Source organism: Bacillus sp. FSL E2-8887 (genome assembly GCF_038007205.1).
Taxonomy (GTDB): Bacteria; Bacillota; Bacilli; order Bacillales; family Bacillaceae_G; genus Bacillus_A; species Bacillus_A mycoides.
On record NZ_JBBOWS010000001.1, the window covers coordinates 1,817,658 to 1,836,474 of the forward strand.

Genomic DNA, 18,817 nt, shown 5'->3' on the forward strand with positions numbered 1-18,817 from the left:
TTAATTGGATCGGGGTGTTTAGATGAAAAAATTATATAAGTCCACTCAAGATAAACAAGTATCAGGTGTATTAGGTGGCTTAAGCGATAAGTATGGAATTGATGTAAGTATCCTTCGCATAGTCACTGCATTATCAGCCTTTTTTACTAGTGGATTTACGGTGTTACTTTATATAATAGCTGCAATTGTTTTACCTACAGATAAAGATATTAAGAGATAAATGTATGAACTTAAATCTAATTCCACAATCGAGAACTCTGTTTTTTGTCTATTGAAAGTTTCCAAAGTAAAAGCAACAGTACGATTGTTATAAGACTGAAATGAACAAACGAAAAATCCTCATAAAACATTCGGAATATATCGAGAACGAAAATAATAACTTTTGAATTAAACGATGACTATTGATCGCTAACGAATCGATAAATAGTCGCTCCTTTCTAAAGGATATCTATTAATCTGTATAAAAATATATTGGTGGATTTAAATATTCTGAAATTCCAAAACATATGACGGTATTTATAACAAGAAAAAACTTCATATTTTTTAGGGCCAGATTTTTTCGTAAGGCTAATGGATATTGTGAAAAAGTACACTTAAAATAAAGAATAAAGTTTAGGTCGATAAGATAAAATTATGAATTTGTATAAATAATCCATAATTTTCTTTATGAGTCATATTTGATATGTTAAAGAAAAGAGAGGGGAGGGAAATGAAATGAGAATTTTTGATGCACATTTTCATATTATTGATTTTAATTTTCCGATTATTGAGAACCAAGGGTATTTTCCACCCAACTTTGTTGTAGAAGATTATCAGAATGAAACTCCTAATTTGAATGTAATTGGTGGAGCGATCGTATCTGGTTCTTTCCAAGGGTTTGATCAAGAATATTTATTAAAGGCACTAAAACAGTTGGGTTCAACATTTTGTGGCGTAACACAATTACCTTTTACAGTGACGGATGAAGAAATACTAAATTTAAATGAAAATGGGGTAAAAGCATTACGCTTTAATATTAAAAGAGGTGGTTCAGAAGATTTATCGAAGCTGGATTACTTTGCTAGAAGAGTTCATGATTTAGTAGGATGGCATAGTGAGCTTTATATGGATGCAAAAGAGTTGCCCGAAATTGCATCCACTATAGAAAAATTACCAGCTATATCAATTGACCATTTAGGGTTATCAGAAGAAGGTTTACCATATTTATTAAAACTAGTTGATAAAGGGGTACATGTGAAAGCTACTGGTTTTGGTCGTGTCGAATTAGATGTTGAGAATGCCTTAAAGTCGATTTATGAAGTTAACCCAGATGCACTTATGTTTGGAACAGATTTACCATCTACAAGAGCAAAAAGACCTTTTGAGTATGGAGATATCAAATTGATTCAACAGCTATTTGATGAACAAGCTACCGATAAAATCCTGTATACGAATGCTTTCAAATGGTATTTTGGGTAGCGTCAGGGGCTACATTTGAATTAACTGTATCCATATTTAGTAAAGAGTTTAATCCAACTATAATGTATTTAGAATGGGGTATTAAATGTTTGTTTTTATTATATTAGACGTGATATTACCAATATTAATATTGATTCTAATTGGTGCAATCTTACAAAGAAAGTTCCAATTTAACTTAAAGCAGCTATCTACACTTATTACTTATTGCTTGATGCCAGCGGCTGTATTTGTGAATATATATGATATTAGTATAGAAACAGGTTTGTTGCTCCAGATAATATACTATTTAATACTTTACAGTCTGAGTGTGATGATAGTAAGTCATTTCATTTCAAAAACATTAAAGTTAGAAAAAGGAGAAAGTGCAGCTCTAAAAAATAGCATTTCGTTAATGAATTCCGGTAATTATGGATTACCAGTAAGTCAATTGATTTTCAGTCACAATCCAGTGGGGGTTTCCATTCAGATTTTCATTGTGATTTTCCAGAATCTTTTAACTTATTCATACGGGATATATAACTTACTATCAGCAACAAAAACAATCGGAAGTATTATTCAATCATTTCTAAGACTGCCTGTATTTCATGCACTCATATTAGGGGTTCTCTTTCAATCTTTTACAATTCAAATACCTAATTCTATCTTTCTACCTCTTAATCAGCTTGCGAATAGTTTTGTTGCAATAGCACTCATATTGCTAGGAGCGCAATTATCCAACATTAAGCTTAATTTTTTCCATCGAGTCATAACATGGGCTTTAATTGGAAGATTATTGATGGGACCATTATTAGCACTTGCCATGATATACCTACTAAACATTGATGGTATTGTTGCACAATCATTATTTATTGCAAGTTCTTTTCCTACTTCAAGAAATACAGCAACTATTGCTATGGAGTATCAAATAGAGCCTGAACTACATGCACAAATCGTTTTATTTTCAACACTTTTCAGCATTATTACAGTAACTGTCGTTATTTATGTGTCATATATTTTGTTTTGAATATACGTGCAAAAACGGATAGATTTGAGGCGGTAAATGATGGACGGAAATCCCATCGATATGAGAAGAAAACAGTCTTTGATATATTGGGTGTCGTTTACAATTGTACCATGTCTGATAATCAAGCGGCTTAATTCAAAAAAGGAACTAAAACAAAAAGAACAAACGCTTCTAAAAAAACGTTTGTCCAAAGGTAATTACTATTTTAGCTAAGAAATAGATTATTATTTGTGAGTACGAGAAAGCTTTTTTATAAGTTTAGGAAATATAGATGTTAGTTCCTGCTTCAAACGCTTTGTAAACGATGGATCCTTACCTGAAGTTGAAATCGTTACAATATATTCATCATTTCGGATGACACCAGGTGTGTGAAAGGATGATTCTGTGCCATCACTTACAACGTTAACCCATTGGAAATCATGGGAGGCCTGTTTGACCATCATATTGACATCATGTTGATTTGTAGCTGCATAAATAAGGTGAGCATCTTTAATATCATCATTACTAAAAGTTTTTTGCTTCCAAGTAATATAAGGAAGTTCCTTCATTTCCTCGCAAATCTCTGGGCTGATAACGGTGACAAAAGCGCCTGTATCTTTTAATCCAGACGCTTTCCGATATGCAATTTTACCACCACCAACTATAACAACAACTTTTTTATCTAAATTAAACATAAGAGGATACATATTATACATACACACATTCCTCCATTCGTTCTAATAATGCCAACTTCATATATGTATCAAATTGAAGACAATTACAAGTCGTAACGTGATCATATTTTTTTGTATGCAACTTAATTTTTTGAAGCAACAATCCGGTAAAGAGAAGGTACGGCATGACATATACATGGGACGCAGTCGATGTTATCGTCTTGAGCTCAGCAGTAAAAGAGGGCGCTCCTTTCGTTAAAAAGGAGCACGATACGGGCATACCGAGTTTTCGTTCGACCGCTGCTCCGATTTGTTGTAACTCATGTATCGGCTGTGGATCACTACTGCCTCGTCCTACGAGTAAAACGCTACTATCTTGCTTTGGCATAGTTTCACGTATTCTTTTCACTACAAGTTCAACCATATGTGGATGCGTACTAAAAGGTGGTACAACTGAAAATGTTATATGTGGATATTTCTTTTGTAGTTGCTCTATTTCAAAAGGAATATCACGTTTATAGTGAGCTGCTGCAAATAATAAAACAGGTACAATCAATATTTCAGTTGCGCCCTCTAGTATTGCTTCTGTAACTGCATCCGAAATGGTAGGTGTCGTTAGTTCTAGAAAAGCTATTTTTTGACTCCTTTCGTTACGTTCTTTCATAACAGATTGAATAAAGTGAATGAATTGTTCATTACCTTCTCGCAGGCGACTACCGTGTCCAACATATACAATTCCTTTCATCGTACCACCAAATCTTTCTTCATAATCATGTCTTGTAATTGCTCATCTACATTATGAAAACCAACTTTATTCGCATAGTGTAACGTTGGAATGTCGGTATACGAGAAGGGAAGAGTAAGAATATCGATAAAGCCAAGTCGTTTTATTTCTGCTAGAAACGTATCAATTGAAGCACGTCCTTCAAATACAATGCTATCCCATGAGAATTCAGAAAGCATACGAGAATGAATTTCATCGAAGCGATGATCAATTGTATACTCATGAGTCATCATATAAGACCCAGCACCAATTTTTTCTTGAATAAAACCAATTCGATTAATATTTCTGCCTAAATAAACAGTTGTATCGGAAGAGAACTCTGCTTGTTTACTTAGTAGCCCATATTGCATAAGTTTTTCTTGAGTGGCAACGTTCATATACTGCAGTTTCGCCTGTAAGGAACGAATATCTTTCTGGTGTTTACTACATGATCGCATCAAGATTTCTACACTTTCATCTGAACAAAATACAAGGCGATCAACGTTAAAAATTTCATTGATTTGTTCAGATGTTAACGTGTATTCTTCCCTTTTGAAAGTTGGAATTTGATATGTTTCTGCACCGCATTCTTGTAACTTTTGCTTTATGAAACTGGTTTTATTTGTTGCGGATGCAAATAAAACTTTTTTACCATGCAATGGTTTACGTTCTTTCCAAGCGATTTGATCCCGTAAGGAAACGACATCACCAACAATTGTCATAGAAGGGTTAGAAATATTTTCGTTTTTGACGACAGGAACAATGGTTGAAAGTGTTCCTGTGACAACGCGTTGCTTTCCAGTTGTACCCCACTCAATGACTGCTACGGGTGTATTTTCTTGTTTTCCTGCTTGTAGTAAATTTTCACAAATTGTAGGTAAGTTTTTTATACCCATGTAGTAGGCAATTGTATCGCTATTGTGGGATGAATTATATTTTCCATGATCGGTTAAAGGACCTTTTGCATGCCCAGTTAGTAAAGTAACGCTATTACTATAGTCACGGTGGGTGAGGGGGATACCTGCATAGCTACTAGCGGCGATGCTAGATGTAATACCTGGTACAATTTCATATGGAATGTCCGCTGCTGCTAAAGTTTCTGCTTCTTCACCAACACGGCCAAAAATAGATGGATCTCCGCCCTTTAAGCGGACAACGATTTTTCCTTCTTGTGCAAATTGAAGGAGGTGGGCGTTAATCATTTCTTGACGCATAGTATGATTCTTTGGCATTTTACCGCAATAAATAAGTTCACAAGTTGGCTTTGTATAGCTAAGAAAGTTAGGGTTCAATAAGCGGTCATATAAGACAATATCTGCACGCTTTAAGCAATCTATCGCTTTCTTTGTAATAAGCCCTTCATCACCTGGTCCTGCACCAACTAAATATACATATCCGTTCATAATCGCACCTCATCATTTTTTATTTAAAAGGAAGCCAGAGGAGGCTTCCTTTCGTAAATTACATGTTTATCCCGCTATTTGCAGGGCAGTAAGACCCCTACCTCAAAATTCAGCGAAAGCAAAGTAGTTAGGTAGGGATCAACTGCCCGTAAAAGCCCGATTGGTGAGGGCTAATAATCAGCGGGGGATGAACCAATCCCCGCTGATTAAAGTTTCACTTTATATAAATGTCACCATCAATAACTTCTACTTCGTACGTTTGGATACAGCCGTCATCAGGTTTTTGAACTTCACCTGTTAGTAATGAGATTTTCCAATCATGCAGTGGACAAAAGACGAATTCCCCAGATACAATTCCTTCCGCTAACGGTCCATTTTTATGAGGGCACCGATTTTCTACAGCTCGAATATCACCATTTGAAAGGCGGAATAGGGCGATAGACATGTCTTTCATTTGTACCTCTTTACCAATTTGAATAGGAAGGTCTTCCGCACGCATAACTTTTATTTTTTCTTTCGTTTGTATCATATAGATCACAGCTCCTTATTTCACAGTTTCTACTTCATACATCGCTTTTAAAGACTTCGTTTCGAGTGCTTCTCCCCAAGCTTCCGTATATGTGCTACGAGCTGTTTGGAAACGATCATTTAACATCGTGACCATACTTGTATCTTGTAGTATTTCTTTTATATGATCGAAGCCTAATCGTTCTGTCCAATAGGCAGTACGCTCCCCGTAAATACCAGTTTCACGATAATATTGCATGTAAGCTGTAGCGATGCGAAGGACATCGTCTTCAGTAGGGACGATCATTACAAAATCAGCCTCGCGTACTTCCGTACCACCATTTCCACCGATATACAGTTGGAATCCATTTTCAACACACACAACGCCGAAATCTTTCGTAAGTACTTCCGCACAGTTACGTGGACAACCTGTTACACCCATTTTCATTTTATGAGGTGTATCTACCATTTCTAATGACTGTTCAAGGAGCATACCAAGTCCTAAAGAATCTTTCGTACCGAAACGACAGAAGCGAGAACCAACACATGATTTTACATTACGAAGCGATTTTGAGTACGCATATCCAGAAGTCATATTTAAGTCAGCCCATACGTTAGGTAAATCTTGTTTCTTAACACCATATAAGCCGATTCGGCTCGCACCTGTAATTTTCACAAGAGGAACGTCATATTTTTTTGCGACTTCAGCAATTTTCATTAAATCATCTGCGGTTGTAACGCCTCCGTACATACGTGGAATAACAGAGAATGTACCATCATGCTGGATGTTACCATTCATTCTTTCATTAACGTAACGGGATGATTTATCATCTACATATTCTTCCGGAATCGCCATACGTAAATAGTAATTTAAAGCAGGACGACATTTCGAACAGCCGTCTTCATGTGCAAAACCGAGTACATTTCGTACTTCTTTTGGCGATTTTAAACCTTTCTCGTGAATGGCGGCTACGACTTCGTCACGTGATAAAGTTGTACATCCGCACATACCAGCAGACTGCGCAGAAGCATCAAAAGCATCTCCGAGTGTATGAGCTAGAACTTGTTCCACAAGCGGACGACATTTACCACAAGACCCTGCGGCTTTCGTGCATCCTTTAACTTCTTCAAAAGTAGTTAACTCTTGTTCTAAAATGGCATGAACGATTGTACCTTTCGTAACGCCATTACATCCACAAATTGTGTCATCCGCACTCATTGTAGCAACGTCAAGTTCACTTTCTTCACCAGCTTTGTGAAGAAGGGAAGCGGCTGTATATTCTTGTATATCTTCTTCTTTCTTTAACATGCTAAAGAGGCGTGTACCATCAGTTGCATCACCATATAAAACGATACCGACGACTTTATTGTCACGAATTAATACTTTTTTATAGGAACGTTTACATTCATCAAAGATTGAAATTGCTTTCGTTTGATCATCTTCATAAATTTGACCAGCAGAGAATAAATCACAACCTGCAACTTTTAACTGTGTACCGACGATGCTGCCCGTATATCCATTAGTTTGTAAATTCGTTATATGTTTTGCTAATATTGCGCCTTGTTCATAAAGAGGAGCAACAAGTCCATATGCGATACCGTCATGTTCTGCACATTCTCCAACTGCATAAATGGATTCATCATTCGTTAGCATATAGTCATTGACTACAATGCCGCGATTTACAAGTAAACTAGCATCTTTTGCTATTTGAGTATTTGGGCGTATTCCGACAGCCATTACGATTAAATTACAATCTACAACTTCACCATCTTCAAATTGAATGCCCTCAACATGGTCTGTACCAAGAATCTTTACAGTTTTCTTTTCCATTAGAAACTTCATGCCTTGCGCTTCTAAATCTTCACGCAATAGGGAAGATGCTTTCGTATCTAGTTGTTGCTCCATTAAGCTAGGCATTAAATGAACAACATGTACGTCCATTCCTAAGTCAATAAGACCTCTTGCGGCTTCTAAACCGAGTAATCCACCACCAATGACAACGGCCTTTTTCTTTTCTTTAGCGGTATCCATCATAAATTGTGTATCTTCAATTGTTCGAAATCCTGTTACACCAGGAAGGGTGGAACCTTCAACTGGTAAAATAAAAGCACTAGAACCTGTTGCGATAATGAGTTTGTCGTATGTAACAGTACGATTTTTTTCTGTAATAATAATTTTTTCTTTTCGGTTAATACTTTGAACTCTTTCATTTGTATACAAAGTTATTTCATTTTCTTCATACCAACTGTATTGATTCATAATGATATCTTGCATATTTGTTTTTCCTTGTAATACATGAGAGAGCATAATACGGTTGTAGTTCGGATGTGGTTCATCTCCGAAAATAGTAATCTCATATAAATTACTATCATGTTTTAATATTTCTTCCATACAACGTATGCCAGCCATACCATTTCCGATCATAACTAAACGTTTTTTCATTTTCGTTTCCCCTTTTTATGTGAAATGTTGAACAAAGGATTATATTTCTATTATAGAAAATTAAAAAAGAGGGAGATGTGATATTTATCACATTTTTATCCCTTTCGGCAAGAAGACTCCATCTAATTTGTGTTACGGGTGAAACCCAACAATTCAGGTGGAGATGAATTGCTATCATTCAATAGACCAAACACTTTTGTTTGGTTCATAATAATTTTTTGAGGGCGAATATTTATTTCTTTTTGTCTTGCGATATAATCTGTCGTAGATAAGGAGGGAATATATCGTAAGATAACGAAATTGGATAATAATCATCATTCGGTTACTTGAGCCAAATGTAATTACGATGAAGAACATGTTCACATTTTGTTCCGTTTCGTTCCAAATATTGATTTGTCAAAAGTAATTAACAGTTACAAAATTATTTCTTCCCTAAGATAAAACACTATCTTAGGAAAGAAATAATTTTAATGGACTCTCTAAGAAAGGTGGTGAAAACAATGGCTAGAAAGAAAGCAGTGAAAGTATTACGTAAACAAAAGAAAAGAGAAACCATGCAACGATTCACGCAGAAACAGAATATCGGACGAGCTTGTCTCACAGCTAAAGAATTTCGCTTACTGCAACGCATGTCACATAGTTCTAAAGCATTGCGAAATGTTGGATTGTACACGATTAAACAAAGTTATTTGAATAATAACAAGATGGCTACTGTAAAAGAAGTGGACACTGCCATGCAAACCGATATGAACTACTGGGGTATTCAATCAAACTCTGTTCAAGCGATTCGTAGAGCCTTATTTACAGAAGTGAAGAGCTTTTTTAAAGCAATGGAACAGTGGAAGAAAAAACCTGAAACCTTCACAGGTCGTCCTAAGTTTCCGAATTATTCCCGTTCCACTGACAAACGAATCATTGAAATCTATCAAGTTCCAAAAGTTGATAATAACGGGTATTGGATGATTCCGATGAATGTTGCATTCAGAAAAAAATTCGGTTCCATTAAAATACGTATGCCTAAAAACTTAAGAAATAAAAAAATCTCCTACATTGAGATTGTACCGAAGCAAAAAGGTCGGTTCTTTGAGGTGCATTACACATATGAAATGCACGTTTCTCAAATGAAGAAACAACCCACGACTATTAGTAAAGCTTTGAGTTGCGATTTAGGTGTAGACAGATTAGTAAGTTGCGTAACAAATACAGGTGATGCATTTTTAATTGATGGAAAAAAATTAAAATCCATTAACCAGTACTTCAACAAAATGATACGTAATCTACAACTGAAAAACATGGAAAATGGACTTTCTAAACGAGTTGTAACGAACAAAATGGCTGCACTTTGGCATAAACGGGAAAGACAAATAAATGGTTACATTTCACAAACTGTAGGCTTGTTGTTCGAAAAAGTGAAAGCATGCAACATAGATACTGTTGTCGTAGGGTATAACGCTGGTTGGAAACAAAAATCTGATATGGGAAAAAAGAATAATCAAAAATTTGTTCAAATCCCATTTCATAAACTGATTGCAGCAATTGAGAATAAATGTATAAAAGAAGGCATCCGATTTTTAAAACAAGAAGAAAGCTATACTTCAAAAGCTAGTTTTCTTGATAAAGATAGGGTTCCAGTTTGGGATAAGGATGATAGGACGCATTATCGCTTTAGTGGCAAACGAATCACTCGTGGTCTGTACCAAAGTAAAGCAGGAACATGTATCCATGCTGATATTAATGGTGCATTGAATACATTGGAAAAATCAAAAATTGTACAATTGGATGACAATCTCAAAGTGAAAACGCCGATTCTATTAAAAGTGCAAAAACGTAGGGCTTTTGCTTCGCGCATAGCTTAGTGGGTGTGTCAACCATCCATGTGTACTCGACTTGTCGGGGCTTGTAGCACACGCCGGATTCATCTGAGTGGTGGCTTCTTCCTCAAGGAAGAACTGCTCTTTTTCGAAAGGGTGGTGCAAGTGGGGAAACGATTGTTCGTTTCTAGTACCAACCAAAAACTTACTTGGGGTGTTACCTTAAGGTGGCATGAATTCTAGAGCGTCAAACTGTCTAGCGATAGACGAAAAGACCTAGCGTTCTAACTCAAGCCTCCACTGAAACGTTTTATCTCAGTGGGGGTAGTTGACAATGATTCACAAATTGTTAAAATTAGGATTTGTGTGAGGGGGATGTGGATATTTTTCAAAAAATGAAAAAGCAGGACATAAGTATTTACACTCATGTCCTGCACTTGATTTATACTCTCGTAATAGCACGTGGAAATAAAATATTATTTTCTAAATGAATGTGCTCAAATAAATCAGACTCTAGCGCTTCAAGACGTTGGTAAACAAGTCGATAAGTGCCGCAAGCGCCTTCTGGTGGAATAAAGTCATTTGTCACCTTACGAAGTTCTTTAATAATATTGCCAGCGTGGTTATGTTCATTTTCGAGCTCATCTACTACTTTACGTAACTTTGCATAGTTTTCATCAGTTGGATTTTGCTCGAATTCTAAAATTAATGGGAAATCTTCCGTTTCTTCTTTAATTAAATGTTGTTCTAATTCAATCTTAAGTTCATGAAATAGTTTATGAATTTGAGCTAAATGAGGCTGATTTGCTCCATGAACGCGTAATACTTTCGTCACATATGGACTTAGCTGTGGCAACTCTTCATTTAAATAGCGATGATGCTTATTAATCACATAATCAATCAATTCACGATATGAAGCATTTTTCCAATCAATTTCAGATTCATTTAATAGTTTCGTATTATTATAAAGTGTATTTAACTCTGTAATTACCTCTGTTGCCGATAAATTTCTTTCATTAATTGCGTCAATAAGTGGTCTATTACCACCACAACAAAAGTCTATTCTATATGATTTAAAAAGGTCACTAGCTTTCGGAAATTGTGTAACAATCTCACCGATAATTGAAGTTTCAGTAAATGTATGTTTCATATGAATGCCTCCATAAAGTTTAAATGTAATATCTAAATTAAGAATAGCGTTAAATTAAAATCAATGTGGTGATTTAAATCACTTATTATGTGTCATTTTTGAGAATAATAAAATGAGTTTTATAAAAGGGAGAGGGAGGGTAATTCGTCGCAATAGTTTCTGATAATAAAAAAAGAAGCTTACTAGAAGCTTCTTTTTTACTACTATTTTTCACATGCAACTCCATCGCCATCACGATCAAGTTTAGAGCTATAACCTGGTTGATCTCTATATAATGGAGCTTTTCCAGCGTTTTTAACTTCAGTACAATTTTTGTAAGTTACATTACTATTGTTACCTGCAGCTGGTTGTGTTTGAGCTTGCTGTACTTTTTGCTGATCCTCTTGTTGTTTGCGAGCTTGTTCATCAGCCTGGCGTTTTTGCTCTTCTTGTTGTTTGCGAGCTTGTTCATCAGCCTGGCGTTTTTGCTCTTCTTGTTGTTTACGAGCTTGTTCATCAGCCTGGCGTTTTTGCTCTTCTTGTTGTTTACGAGCTTGTTCATCAGCCTGGTGTTTTTGCTCTTCTTGTTGTTTACGAGCCTGTTCATCAGCTAGACGTTTTTGCTCTTCTTGTTGTTTACGAGCTTGTTCATCAGCTAGACGTTTTTGCTCTTCTTGTTGTTTACGAGCTTGTTCATCAGCTAGACGCTTTTCATCTTCTTGCTTAAGAGCTTGCTCTTCGGCTTGGCGTTTTTCATCTTCTTGTTGTTTACGAGTTTTTTCGTCCGCTTCTTTCTTTTCTACTTCCTTTTTCTTTTCGTCATCTTTTTTCTCTTCACTATTAGAAGCGACTTGTTTATTAGTTGCTGTCGTTTTTTCAGAAGAAGGACCTGAAATACCTAATAGCACAACAAAAATGACAAATAAAATAGCTGTAATGATAAATTGTTTTTTTGCAACACCTGTCTTTTTAATTACAGATAATATTGCTAGTACGAGGAAGAAAATAAATAAAACAAAGCTTAAAATAGAAAAGAATTCAACGATTGGGTGATTAGAAGTCTCTGCGCCAGTTATTATTAAGACGATTGAAATCATAAAAAGAATAACGGTAGAACGACCATATCGTATTGCTTTACCATTTTTCTTAAAGAACGAGATGATGCAAAGAATTAAAAGGATAAAAGCAATAAAAAATAAAGCTGCACCAATATTACTCAAAACTGCCATTTTCATACCTCCATTTGTAAGATTTTCTCTATTGATTATATAGGGATTTATTGGATATTACACGTTTTATATTAATTTAGAAAATTAATATTTTTAATAGACGTATAAACATTTATTTCGTATATAAGGAAAAATAGATATATTTACTATTACATTTTGAAAGAGATTTCATAAATTATGGTATATCGATTGAGAGGAGGAGATTTGAATGGAATTTCAATTATTAGTGAATTGTGTGTTACAAGAAGGGAATGCTTACTTTTTAGTAACAAAAGTAGACGATGTTATTACGTTGAAAGTGCCAATTACAGCAGGAGTAGCAGGTTTATTCTTAGCTTTAGGTGTACCAAGATGTTCTTAATTTAGCTTTTGATAGTAAAAGGATGAGGGACAAGCCTTCCCCTTTTACTATTACATAATTTTTTTATGTAAACTAAATAAGGATTTTTAAGTTTTTTAATATTATTTTTGCCATAGCACGTTTAAAACGGACATGCATATACTATAATGTTTCATTGGCCTTTGATGATGAACGATAGTTTTAAAAAGTGTATCGAAAGTAGAAGTGATATTCTTTTCAATAATGAAAATAAAAGAGGTGCTAGTATATATGAAAAGACGAACGTATGATATTCCAGTCGTATTACGAAGAGAATGGTTTTTAATAGAATTAGCGCATTTAACAAAAAAATATGGGATTGAAATAGCAACTAGTAAAATAGAAGATGCACCATTTCTAAGAGATCAAGTTACAGAATTCAAAATAGGAGCGGGTTTGCAATACGATAAATATGATGATGAGTACATCATCGAGTTTTAAACAAAGAAGCTGCGTATAAAAGGTTATTAAAGAGACCTTTTATACGCAGCTTTTTTGTAAAGAGAAAGCTTTATTGAGAAATATTCAAAACGCTTATTGTAAAAAGGAATGAAGAAATGTTGAGAGAATAACGTTTGATAAGAAAGGAATGCGGCTATTAATTTCTTATTATATTGTAACGTAAAAGTAATTGATTAAATGGAATTTAAAACAATTGGTGTTCAACGGAATGGCAGCGTTTTCTTTCAGGAGAAAAAGGGGGATGTTAATGGGAATTATGAAAAGGAGTATCGCATTATTTATTGTACTTTGTTTTATGAGTCCGCTGGTTTTTAGTGCAAATGTACACGCGGAGGTTGTAACAGAGCTTAAGACTGGCTTTCCAAATCAAGAAGTATTTACTCCTGGAGAATGGTTTTTAGGTCAGAAACCTGCTAATTATGATGAGAATAAAACACCAATTCTCTTTGTACAAGGAAGAAATGGTAATGCGGATAGTTGGTATGGAAAGACAGTATATCATGAGATGAATGATATGTACGATTATGCTTTGAAAGCAGGCTATCAAACTGTATTTATTCAATTATATGATGCCGCGGGGAAAGGATCAGCTAGCCAATGGGACAATGGAAAATTGTTAGCACAAAAGCTTGAAGAGATTTATAATCATTTTGGCAAAAAAGTAAATATTGTAGCTCACAGTAAAGGTGGTATTGATACACAAGCTGCGTTAGTTGGATATGGAGCGAATCGATTTGTTGGAAATGTTATTACGCTTGCCACTCCGCATTACGGATCCAATTTAGCGGATTTATCATATAGTTGGTGGGCAGGATGGCTTGCCTCTATATTAGGTCAAAAAGATGATGGGACATATTCATTGCAAATAGGTGAAATGGCAAAGTTTCGTTCTACAATAGATAATAATCCTGCAGCTAAATTAAACCGTTACTATACGGCTACTGGGACAAGCTGGGGACCTGTTTTTTCAGCACTATCTATGGGCGGGTTGTATTTGTCATCATACGGTTCTAATGATGGATTGGTGAACGAATGGAGTGCTAAGTTACCATATGGAACACATTTATTTACAGATTCACGATTTGATCATGATAATATACGAAAAGGTTCAGCCGTTTTCGCACGAATTGAACCATATTTACGGACAGTAAATGTACCAGTACCAGCTTTATTAGCCCCGAGTAATAGTTCAGAGGATAAGGCAGAACAATTAAACACAACTTCTAATCAAGCTATTTTAGGAGGAGAGTTGTCACAAAATGAGTGGGTAGGACAAACTGTCGCAGTTGATAAAAAAGCAGAAGGGGTAGTTTCTATTTTAACAGCTTCTTCAGATGTAGAAATACAACTAATATCTCCAAAAGGAAAAGTTTATACAAATAAAGATAGTGCTGTATCTACTGGTGAAGGTGAATCTCTCTTTAAAGGAGCCACTATAAGAACATTTAAATTTGATAAAATGGAAGCAGGAGAATGGCAAGTTAAAATGATGGCGAAGCAGCCGAAAGATGCATATTTAATCGTGACCGATTACAAAAAAGATGCTCCGTTCGTCCTTCAAATGCCGGCAAAGGTTAAAGTAAATAAAGCAGAGTATAAACTCAAAAAATCACCTGTAGCTCCAGAAATGAAAGGCGATCTTTCAGTAACAGTACGAGTAATTAATAAAGATGGAAAATTAGTTTCTGAATCAAATGAATCGAAAAACATTAATACAACTACATTTACAGGTGCTTTGAAAAATATAGAACAGCCAGGTGTATATAACGTTACAATTGATATGAAAGGAATGAATAAGGAAGGACAACCTTATAATCGTACGATAGTTAAATCGGTTTATGTGGAGAAGTAGGAAAGAATGAATCGGTTTTAATAAAAAAAGTGCCGAATTCTTGTGGAAGAAGGATTTCGGCACTTTTTCATGTTTATTAGATGAATAGAAAAGTGAAATAGGAGCTTATGTTCTATAAGAGGACGATAGGAATAAAAAAAGCGTTATGCAATAAAAAAGATGCTGAGTTAGCATCTGAATGTGAGGGAATAGTATTAACTTAGTTTTGTAACTGTTAATTCAACTGAATTTATACCATTATCACAAGTTACAATACTTTGATGATTAAAACCACTATTATTTCTAAGTTGAAGAGTTGAATTAGCAGGCACCGTAACAATAGTTTCGCCAACTAGTTGAAGGCATTCGTTATTTGATGAAGTATTCATTTGAAAAGCGAAATCACCTTGACTATTAGCAAGTGGATTATTATTTAAAAATATAGTTATGACTGGAATATGGGGAAATACAGGATTTAACGTAGTGTTAATACTTGAAATGAAAGAAATTCTATAATCACCAGCTTTACTAAATTGTATAGTAGTCGGATTTAATAAGGAAACTCCCCCTGCCAAAGGGCCAACGTGATTAAACGGAAAAGAACCGCCAAAAGGAACAGTTATAAACTCAGTTTGCCAAAAAGTGCCGTAAGCAGGCTTAGATGATTTATGTGAATGGTCGCATGAACATTTTTTATACGAACTGGAAGATTGATGGCACGAACATTTTTTATATGAACTAGAAGAAGAGTGGCATGAAGATCTTTTATATGAACTTGAAGAATGATAGTATGAACCCAATATATTACCTCCTATTATTAATAAATGTATAACACATAGTAGTTTATGCAATCGAAAAGCAATTGGCGTGTATACTTGTCCATATATAAGGTAATAGATTTGGGATAAAAAGCTGGCATAATATAAAGTGCTCTAATGAGGAGATATAGTTTTCAAAAAAATGGAGTTAGAATATTCTATGTAATGAATTTTGGAGAAGAAAAAGGATGAATATTTAGCAGATAACTCTATCCAAGGTTTTAAAATGTTGAAGTATTTAAACTTTAAGATAGTATATCGCCAAAGTAAAGAAGAGAAGTATTTAAAGGACAGCATTTTAGTGAAACAGAGAAATGGATAAAGCGATGATTAAGTTTTTAACTTAGTCGTCGCTTTTTATTTATGTAGTTGTGCAGGAAGAAGGCAAAAAATATCGAATGAATGTAATTATACAGAATTGTTTGTATTTATTTCGAATAGTAGTTAAAGATACGTTAGTTATATTTCAAACAGTAAGAAAAGAGAGATTAAATAATAGAGGGAGCAACTTACATGGAAAATATATTAAAGGTATCCTCAAAATCAAGTCCGAATTCAGTGGCAGGTGCAATAGCGGGCGTACTAAGAGCAAGTGGCAAAGTAGAAATCCAAGTGATTGGAGCTGGTTCTTTAAATCAAGCGATTAAAGCAATTGCGATTGCAAGAGGTTTTGTAGCTCCAAGTGGCATTGACTTGGTTCTTGTTCCAGCATTTCAAGAGGTTACTATCGATAATCAAGAAAGAACAGCAATCAAATTAATTGTAGGTCCTAGAAGGAGAAGGTCTTAATAGCGAGCATTAATATAAGGAGATTTGAAAAGGTCGCTAGATAAAGCAATAAAAAGACCACTCTCACTTTTGAAGTGAACCCGAATAGTGGTACATGAGAAAAACACCTCCTGAATTCGCATACTAAGTATGCAAATTCAATGGAGGTGTTTTTCGTTTGAAGACAAGAGTTCATTATCCAGAAGAAATAAAGTGGAAAGTGATTGAGATGAAAAAGGATGGTTATTCAAATCGTACCATTATGGAGATACTCGAAATTAAAAATGTTTCCCAAATTAAGACATGGATGAAATGGTATCGTACAGGTCAAACTTATCGTTTTCAACAACCTTTAGGAAAACAATATTCTTATAGAAAAGGGCCAAAAGAGCTAAATGAATTGGAACAGCTACGATTAGAAAATAAACATTTAAAAACAAAATTTTTTTGTTGTTGCTGGAATAAAATGCTGGTATTTTTCGCGATATACTCCTACTAATTTTTCTTCACCATTAATTATCGTGTAGATTTCCGCTCCGTCTTTTGGTTCTAAGATTCATATTCTGGAATAATCCGTCCGTTTTCGGACATTACAAATCCATTTCCTGTTTGAGGATATTGTAAGTAGTCGCTAGGTTATTTATTGGTCATTAAAATTATCGCCATAAGGGATAAAAAGTAAATGTAAACGATCCGCTACAATATAAAGTACACAATAGAAAAGGGGGAAATATACTATGTTACGACAAATGAAGCTTTTGTATATATGAAGTAGAAAAAAGTAAAAGACCACCTGTAAAGGGCGGTCGAAAATCGTTCTTACTATTTATTTTTTAATGCTCTTTTTAAGAGGTCAACTATTTGCTCTAGCCATTCTATAGGGGTAAGGTTTAAAGCAGGAAAATAAATTTCGGCATTATATTTAATGAACTCTTCTTTTTCATGAACAGTTAAACCACTTTGTAGGAATGATGTAATGTCTTCAATCGTATTCTCTAAACATATATTAGTAACTTCAGTGATAAATTCGTTTATGGCGAATTCGAGTGATTCAATATCTTGATGGAAAGTTCCTGCTAAAAAACCACCTAATTCTTCATATTGTGTGTATTTATCTTTCATGTAAACTCTCATCTATCTTTCTGGATATCCTGTAATAATAAAACTACCATCTCTGTCTTTTTTTAAAACAATTTTTGCATTTGTTACTTCTGAGATAATTTCTGATCCTCTAGCAACATGCCTACCAGTAACATCTGTACTTTGGTATCTTAACGGTAAGGTTGGCCTGCTGTTAGGGTTATTTAACCATCTGTTTATTTTTTCCGTATTTTGCGGGTTGCTTAAAACTTCATTTGTTATTTTTTCAGCCGTAGCTCTATCGGCAAAGGTGGACGCACCTGTTATTGTAGAATTACTTTCTAATCTTTGCAATAGTTCTTCATCCGTTTTACCTACATGTCTTTCTAGTAAATGTCCACCTCTAGCCTCATGTACAGCTAGGCCTCCTCCAGGGGCAAGTGAACTGCTATCACCAGGTTTTACCTTACATGAAAGCTTTACAACTTATAAAATAAAAAAGGTAGTTATTTCGATTTCCTTTTTTAGATTCTATTTCTGTATTAGAAGAACATAGTAGATGAAGGATTAAAGTTTAAAATTAATGGGTGATAATAACAAATAACTTTGAACAATTTGTCATTATCACCTCACTAACTATTGAATGTATATTTGTTATACGGTAGCCCCATATGGAAAGGAAAATATACAACGTAACAGTAAATGAAGTCTATATGTTTGTGAAGTAAGATAAAAGCCGTTTCCTTTAGTAGAGACGGCTTTTGGGTAGCATTGCATTTTTTATCTTTTTTTTAATAAATCAACGGTTTGTTCTAACCATTCTAAAGGTGTTACTTTTAATCCCTCAAAATATATTCCATCTGCAGCTTCTTTTATATATCTATTTTTTTCTTCGTTACTGTAATCACTTTGAATAAATTTAGTTAAGAAAATAATAGCATCTTGTATATATTCTTTGTTTTCCTCTTCTATTAGTTCTTGAATTACCTCTTCATAGAAAGAATCTTGATGAAAGTTTCCTGCTAGGAATTGATAAATTTCATCTTCTGGATTGTGTTTTAATAACATATTTATCCTCCT

The 18,817-nt window shown here is 34.6% G+C and carries 18 protein-coding genes and 3 pseudogenes; 10 read left to right on the forward strand and 11 right to left on the reverse strand.

The features are described 5' to 3' along the window. Window positions 1-22 precede the first annotated feature (22 nt). The 3 genes from NSQ08_RS09105 to NSQ08_RS09115 all read left to right on the forward strand — a co-directional run bounded on the left by NSQ08_RS09105 (window position 23) and on the right by NSQ08_RS09115 (window position 2,461). Entirely contained in the window at window positions 23-220 is a 198-nt protein-coding gene (locus NSQ08_RS09105) for a PspC domain-containing protein (protein ID WP_000737853.1), read from the forward strand. Between the two features lie 494 nt (window positions 221-714). Next, the gene (locus NSQ08_RS09110; protein WP_002189422.1) at window positions 715-1,458 is read left to right on the forward strand and encodes an amidohydrolase family protein; all 744 of its coding nucleotides are present in this window, start codon (window positions 715-717) and stop codon (window positions 1,456-1,458) included. A gap of 85 nt (window positions 1,459-1,543) precedes the next feature. Then, window positions 1,544-2,461, forward strand: a complete 918-nt coding sequence (locus NSQ08_RS09115; protein WP_243514723.1) for an AEC family transporter — start codon at window positions 1,544-1,546, stop codon at window positions 2,459-2,461. 224 nt (window positions 2,462-2,685) lie between these two features. Here NSQ08_RS09115 and NSQ08_RS09120 read toward each other — a convergent pair whose 3' ends face one another. From NSQ08_RS09120 to nirB, 5 genes are all read right to left on the reverse strand, one after another. Continuing rightward, entirely contained in the window at window positions 2,686-3,156 is a 471-nt protein-coding gene (locus NSQ08_RS09120) for a precorrin-2 dehydrogenase (RefSeq protein ID WP_002189424.1), read from the reverse strand. Beyond that, the gene (locus NSQ08_RS09125) at window positions 3,149-3,859 is read right to left on the reverse strand and encodes a sirohydrochlorin chelatase (protein WP_002189425.1); all 711 of its coding nucleotides are present in this window, start codon (window positions 3,857-3,859) and stop codon (window positions 3,149-3,151) included. Before NSQ08_RS09125 ends, NSQ08_RS09120 begins: the two co-directional genes overlap by 8 nt. Next, a complete protein-coding gene (locus NSQ08_RS09130) occupies window positions 3,856-5,280 on the reverse strand; it encodes a uroporphyrin-III C-methyltransferase (protein ID WP_002031608.1) in 1,425 nt (474 codons plus the stop codon). The genes NSQ08_RS09125 and NSQ08_RS09130 overlap by 4 nt, the downstream gene beginning before the upstream one ends. Window positions 5,281-5,494: 214 nt before the next feature. Then, window positions 5,495-5,809, reverse strand: coding sequence for a nitrite reductase small subunit NirD (nirD, locus tag NSQ08_RS09135; RefSeq protein WP_002031610.1), 315 nt, complete (start codon window positions 5,807-5,809; stop codon window positions 5,495-5,497). A 15-nt stretch (window positions 5,810-5,824) separates the two neighbouring features. Beyond that, complete coding sequence (gene nirB / locus NSQ08_RS09140) at window positions 5,825-8,230, reverse strand: NADPH-nitrite reductase large subunit (RefSeq protein WP_088293917.1); 2,406 nt, start codon at window positions 8,228-8,230, stop codon at window positions 5,825-5,827. Window positions 8,231-8,569: 339 nt separating this feature from the next. Here nirB and NSQ08_RS09145 point away from each other — a divergent pair. Further along, window positions 8,570-8,662: pseudogene (locus tag NSQ08_RS09145) on the forward strand (transposase); the annotation flags it as partial. Window positions 8,663-8,730: 68 nt separating this feature from the next. Next, on the forward strand, window positions 8,731-10,086 hold the full coding sequence (locus tag NSQ08_RS09150) for an RNA-guided endonuclease TnpB family protein (protein WP_002193037.1): 1,356 nt from the start codon (window positions 8,731-8,733) through the stop codon (window positions 10,084-10,086). Between the two features lie 397 nt (window positions 10,087-10,483). On the opposite strand, the gene ric is transcribed toward NSQ08_RS09150, so the two are convergent. Together ric and NSQ08_RS09160 are read right to left on the reverse strand one after the other, a co-directional pair. Then, a complete protein-coding gene (gene ric, locus NSQ08_RS09155; RefSeq protein ID WP_256492880.1) occupies window positions 10,484-11,191 on the reverse strand; it encodes an iron-sulfur cluster repair di-iron protein in 708 nt (235 codons plus the stop codon). 203 nt (window positions 11,192-11,394) lie between these two features. Continuing rightward, on the reverse strand, window positions 11,395-12,399 hold the full coding sequence (locus NSQ08_RS09160) for an excalibur calcium-binding domain-containing protein (protein ID WP_340773748.1): 1,005 nt from the start codon (window positions 12,397-12,399) through the stop codon (window positions 11,395-11,397). A gap of 208 nt (window positions 12,400-12,607) precedes the next feature. On the opposite strand from NSQ08_RS09160, the gene exsG reads away from it, so the two are divergent. From exsG to NSQ08_RS09175, 3 genes are all read left to right on the forward strand, one after another. After that, window positions 12,608-12,760, forward strand: a complete 153-nt coding sequence (gene exsG / locus NSQ08_RS09165; protein WP_000395676.1) for an exosporium protein ExsG — start codon at window positions 12,608-12,610, stop codon at window positions 12,758-12,760. 249 nt (window positions 12,761-13,009) lie between these two features. After that, window positions 13,010-13,219 (forward strand): hypothetical protein, encoded by a 210-nt coding sequence (locus tag NSQ08_RS09170; RefSeq protein ID WP_002085943.1) that lies wholly within the window; start codon window positions 13,010-13,012, stop codon window positions 13,217-13,219. A gap of 262 nt (window positions 13,220-13,481) precedes the next feature. Next, window positions 13,482-15,092: a lipase family alpha/beta hydrolase gene (locus NSQ08_RS09175; RefSeq protein ID WP_016102113.1), complete on the forward strand. Its 1,611-nt coding sequence runs from the start codon at window positions 13,482-13,484 to the stop codon at window positions 15,090-15,092. 194 nt (window positions 15,093-15,286) lie between these two features. Here NSQ08_RS09175 and NSQ08_RS09180 read toward each other — a convergent pair whose 3' ends face one another. After that, the gene (locus NSQ08_RS09180; RefSeq protein ID WP_002127124.1) at window positions 15,287-15,871 is read right to left on the reverse strand and encodes a hypothetical protein; all 585 of its coding nucleotides are present in this window, start codon (window positions 15,869-15,871) and stop codon (window positions 15,287-15,289) included. 531 nt (window positions 15,872-16,402) lie between these two features. Here NSQ08_RS09180 and NSQ08_RS09185 point away from each other — a divergent pair. Together NSQ08_RS09185 and NSQ08_RS09190 are read left to right on the forward strand one after the other, a co-directional pair. Further along, a complete protein-coding gene (locus NSQ08_RS09185; RefSeq protein WP_002035358.1) occupies window positions 16,403-16,678 on the forward strand; it encodes a stage V sporulation protein S in 276 nt (91 codons plus the stop codon). A 157-nt stretch (window positions 16,679-16,835) separates the two neighbouring features. After that, window positions 16,836-17,108 (forward strand): annotated as a pseudogene (locus tag NSQ08_RS09190) (IS3-like element ISBt2 family transposase); the annotation flags it as partial. Between the two features lie 371 nt (window positions 17,109-17,479). Here the strand turns inward: NSQ08_RS09190 and NSQ08_RS09195 are convergent. From NSQ08_RS09195 to NSQ08_RS09205, 3 genes and pseudogenes are all read right to left on the reverse strand, one after another. Next, entirely contained in the window at window positions 17,480-17,779 is a 300-nt protein-coding gene (locus tag NSQ08_RS09195; protein ID WP_002141479.1) for a contact-dependent growth inhibition system immunity protein, read from the reverse strand. A 12-nt stretch (window positions 17,780-17,791) separates the two neighbouring features. Next, a pseudogene (locus NSQ08_RS09200) lies at window positions 17,792-18,202 on the reverse strand (RNase A-like domain-containing protein); the annotation flags it as partial. A 315-nt stretch (window positions 18,203-18,517) separates the two neighbouring features. Continuing rightward, on the reverse strand, window positions 18,518-18,805 hold the full coding sequence (locus NSQ08_RS09205; protein WP_002141482.1) for a contact-dependent growth inhibition system immunity protein: 288 nt from the start codon (window positions 18,803-18,805) through the stop codon (window positions 18,518-18,520). Between the last annotated feature and the right edge of the window lie 12 nt (window positions 18,806-18,817).

What these genes read in the sequence shown, in the direction of transcription:
- NSQ08_RS09205 (WP_002141482.1), bottom strand. Translation starts at nt 18,805, where the DNA reads ATGTTATTAAAACACAATCCAGAAGATGAAATTTATCAATTCCTAGCA.
- ric (WP_256492880.1), bottom strand. Translation starts at nt 11,191, where the DNA reads ATGAAACATACATTTACTGAAACTTCAATTATCGGTGAGATTGTTACA.
- NSQ08_RS09125 (WP_002189425.1), bottom strand. Translation starts at nt 3,859, where the DNA reads ATGAAAGGAATTGTATATGTTGGACACGGTAGTCGCCTGCGAGAAGGT.
- exsG (WP_000395676.1), top strand. Translation starts at nt 12,608, where the DNA reads ATGGAATTTCAATTATTAGTGAATTGTGTGTTACAAGAAGGGAATGCT.
- NSQ08_RS09115 (WP_243514723.1), top strand. Translation starts at nt 1,544, where the DNA reads ATGTTTGTTTTTATTATATTAGACGTGATATTACCAATATTAATATTG.
- NSQ08_RS09110 (WP_002189422.1), top strand. Translation starts at nt 715, where the DNA reads ATGAGAATTTTTGATGCACATTTTCATATTATTGATTTTAATTTTCCG.
- nirB (WP_088293917.1), bottom strand. Translation starts at nt 8,230, where the DNA reads ATGAAAAAACGTTTAGTTATGATCGGAAATGGTATGGCTGGCATACGT.
- NSQ08_RS09120 (WP_002189424.1), bottom strand. Translation starts at nt 3,156, where the DNA reads ATGTATAATATGTATCCTCTTATGTTTAATTTAGATAAAAAAGTTGTT.
- NSQ08_RS09185 (WP_002035358.1), top strand. Translation starts at nt 16,403, where the DNA reads ATGGAAAATATATTAAAGGTATCCTCAAAATCAAGTCCGAATTCAGTG.
- NSQ08_RS09150 (WP_002193037.1), top strand. Translation starts at nt 8,731, where the DNA reads ATGGCTAGAAAGAAAGCAGTGAAAGTATTACGTAAACAAAAGAAAAGA.
- NSQ08_RS09175 (WP_016102113.1), top strand. Translation starts at nt 13,482, where the DNA reads ATGTTAATGGGAATTATGAAAAGGAGTATCGCATTATTTATTGTACTT.
- nirD (WP_002031610.1), bottom strand. Translation starts at nt 5,809, where the DNA reads ATGATACAAACGAAAGAAAAAATAAAAGTTATGCGTGCGGAAGACCTT.
- NSQ08_RS09195 (WP_002141479.1), bottom strand. Translation starts at nt 17,779, where the DNA reads ATGAAAGATAAATACACACAATATGAAGAATTAGGTGGTTTTTTAGCA.
- NSQ08_RS09170 (WP_002085943.1), top strand. Translation starts at nt 13,010, where the DNA reads ATGAAAAGACGAACGTATGATATTCCAGTCGTATTACGAAGAGAATGG.
- NSQ08_RS09105 (WP_000737853.1), top strand. Translation starts at nt 23, where the DNA reads ATGAAAAAATTATATAAGTCCACTCAAGATAAACAAGTATCAGGTGTA.
- NSQ08_RS09160 (WP_340773748.1), bottom strand. Translation starts at nt 12,399, where the DNA reads ATGGCAGTTTTGAGTAATATTGGTGCAGCTTTATTTTTTATTGCTTTT.
- NSQ08_RS09130 (WP_002031608.1), bottom strand. Translation starts at nt 5,280, where the DNA reads ATGAACGGATATGTATATTTAGTTGGTGCAGGACCAGGTGATGAAGGG.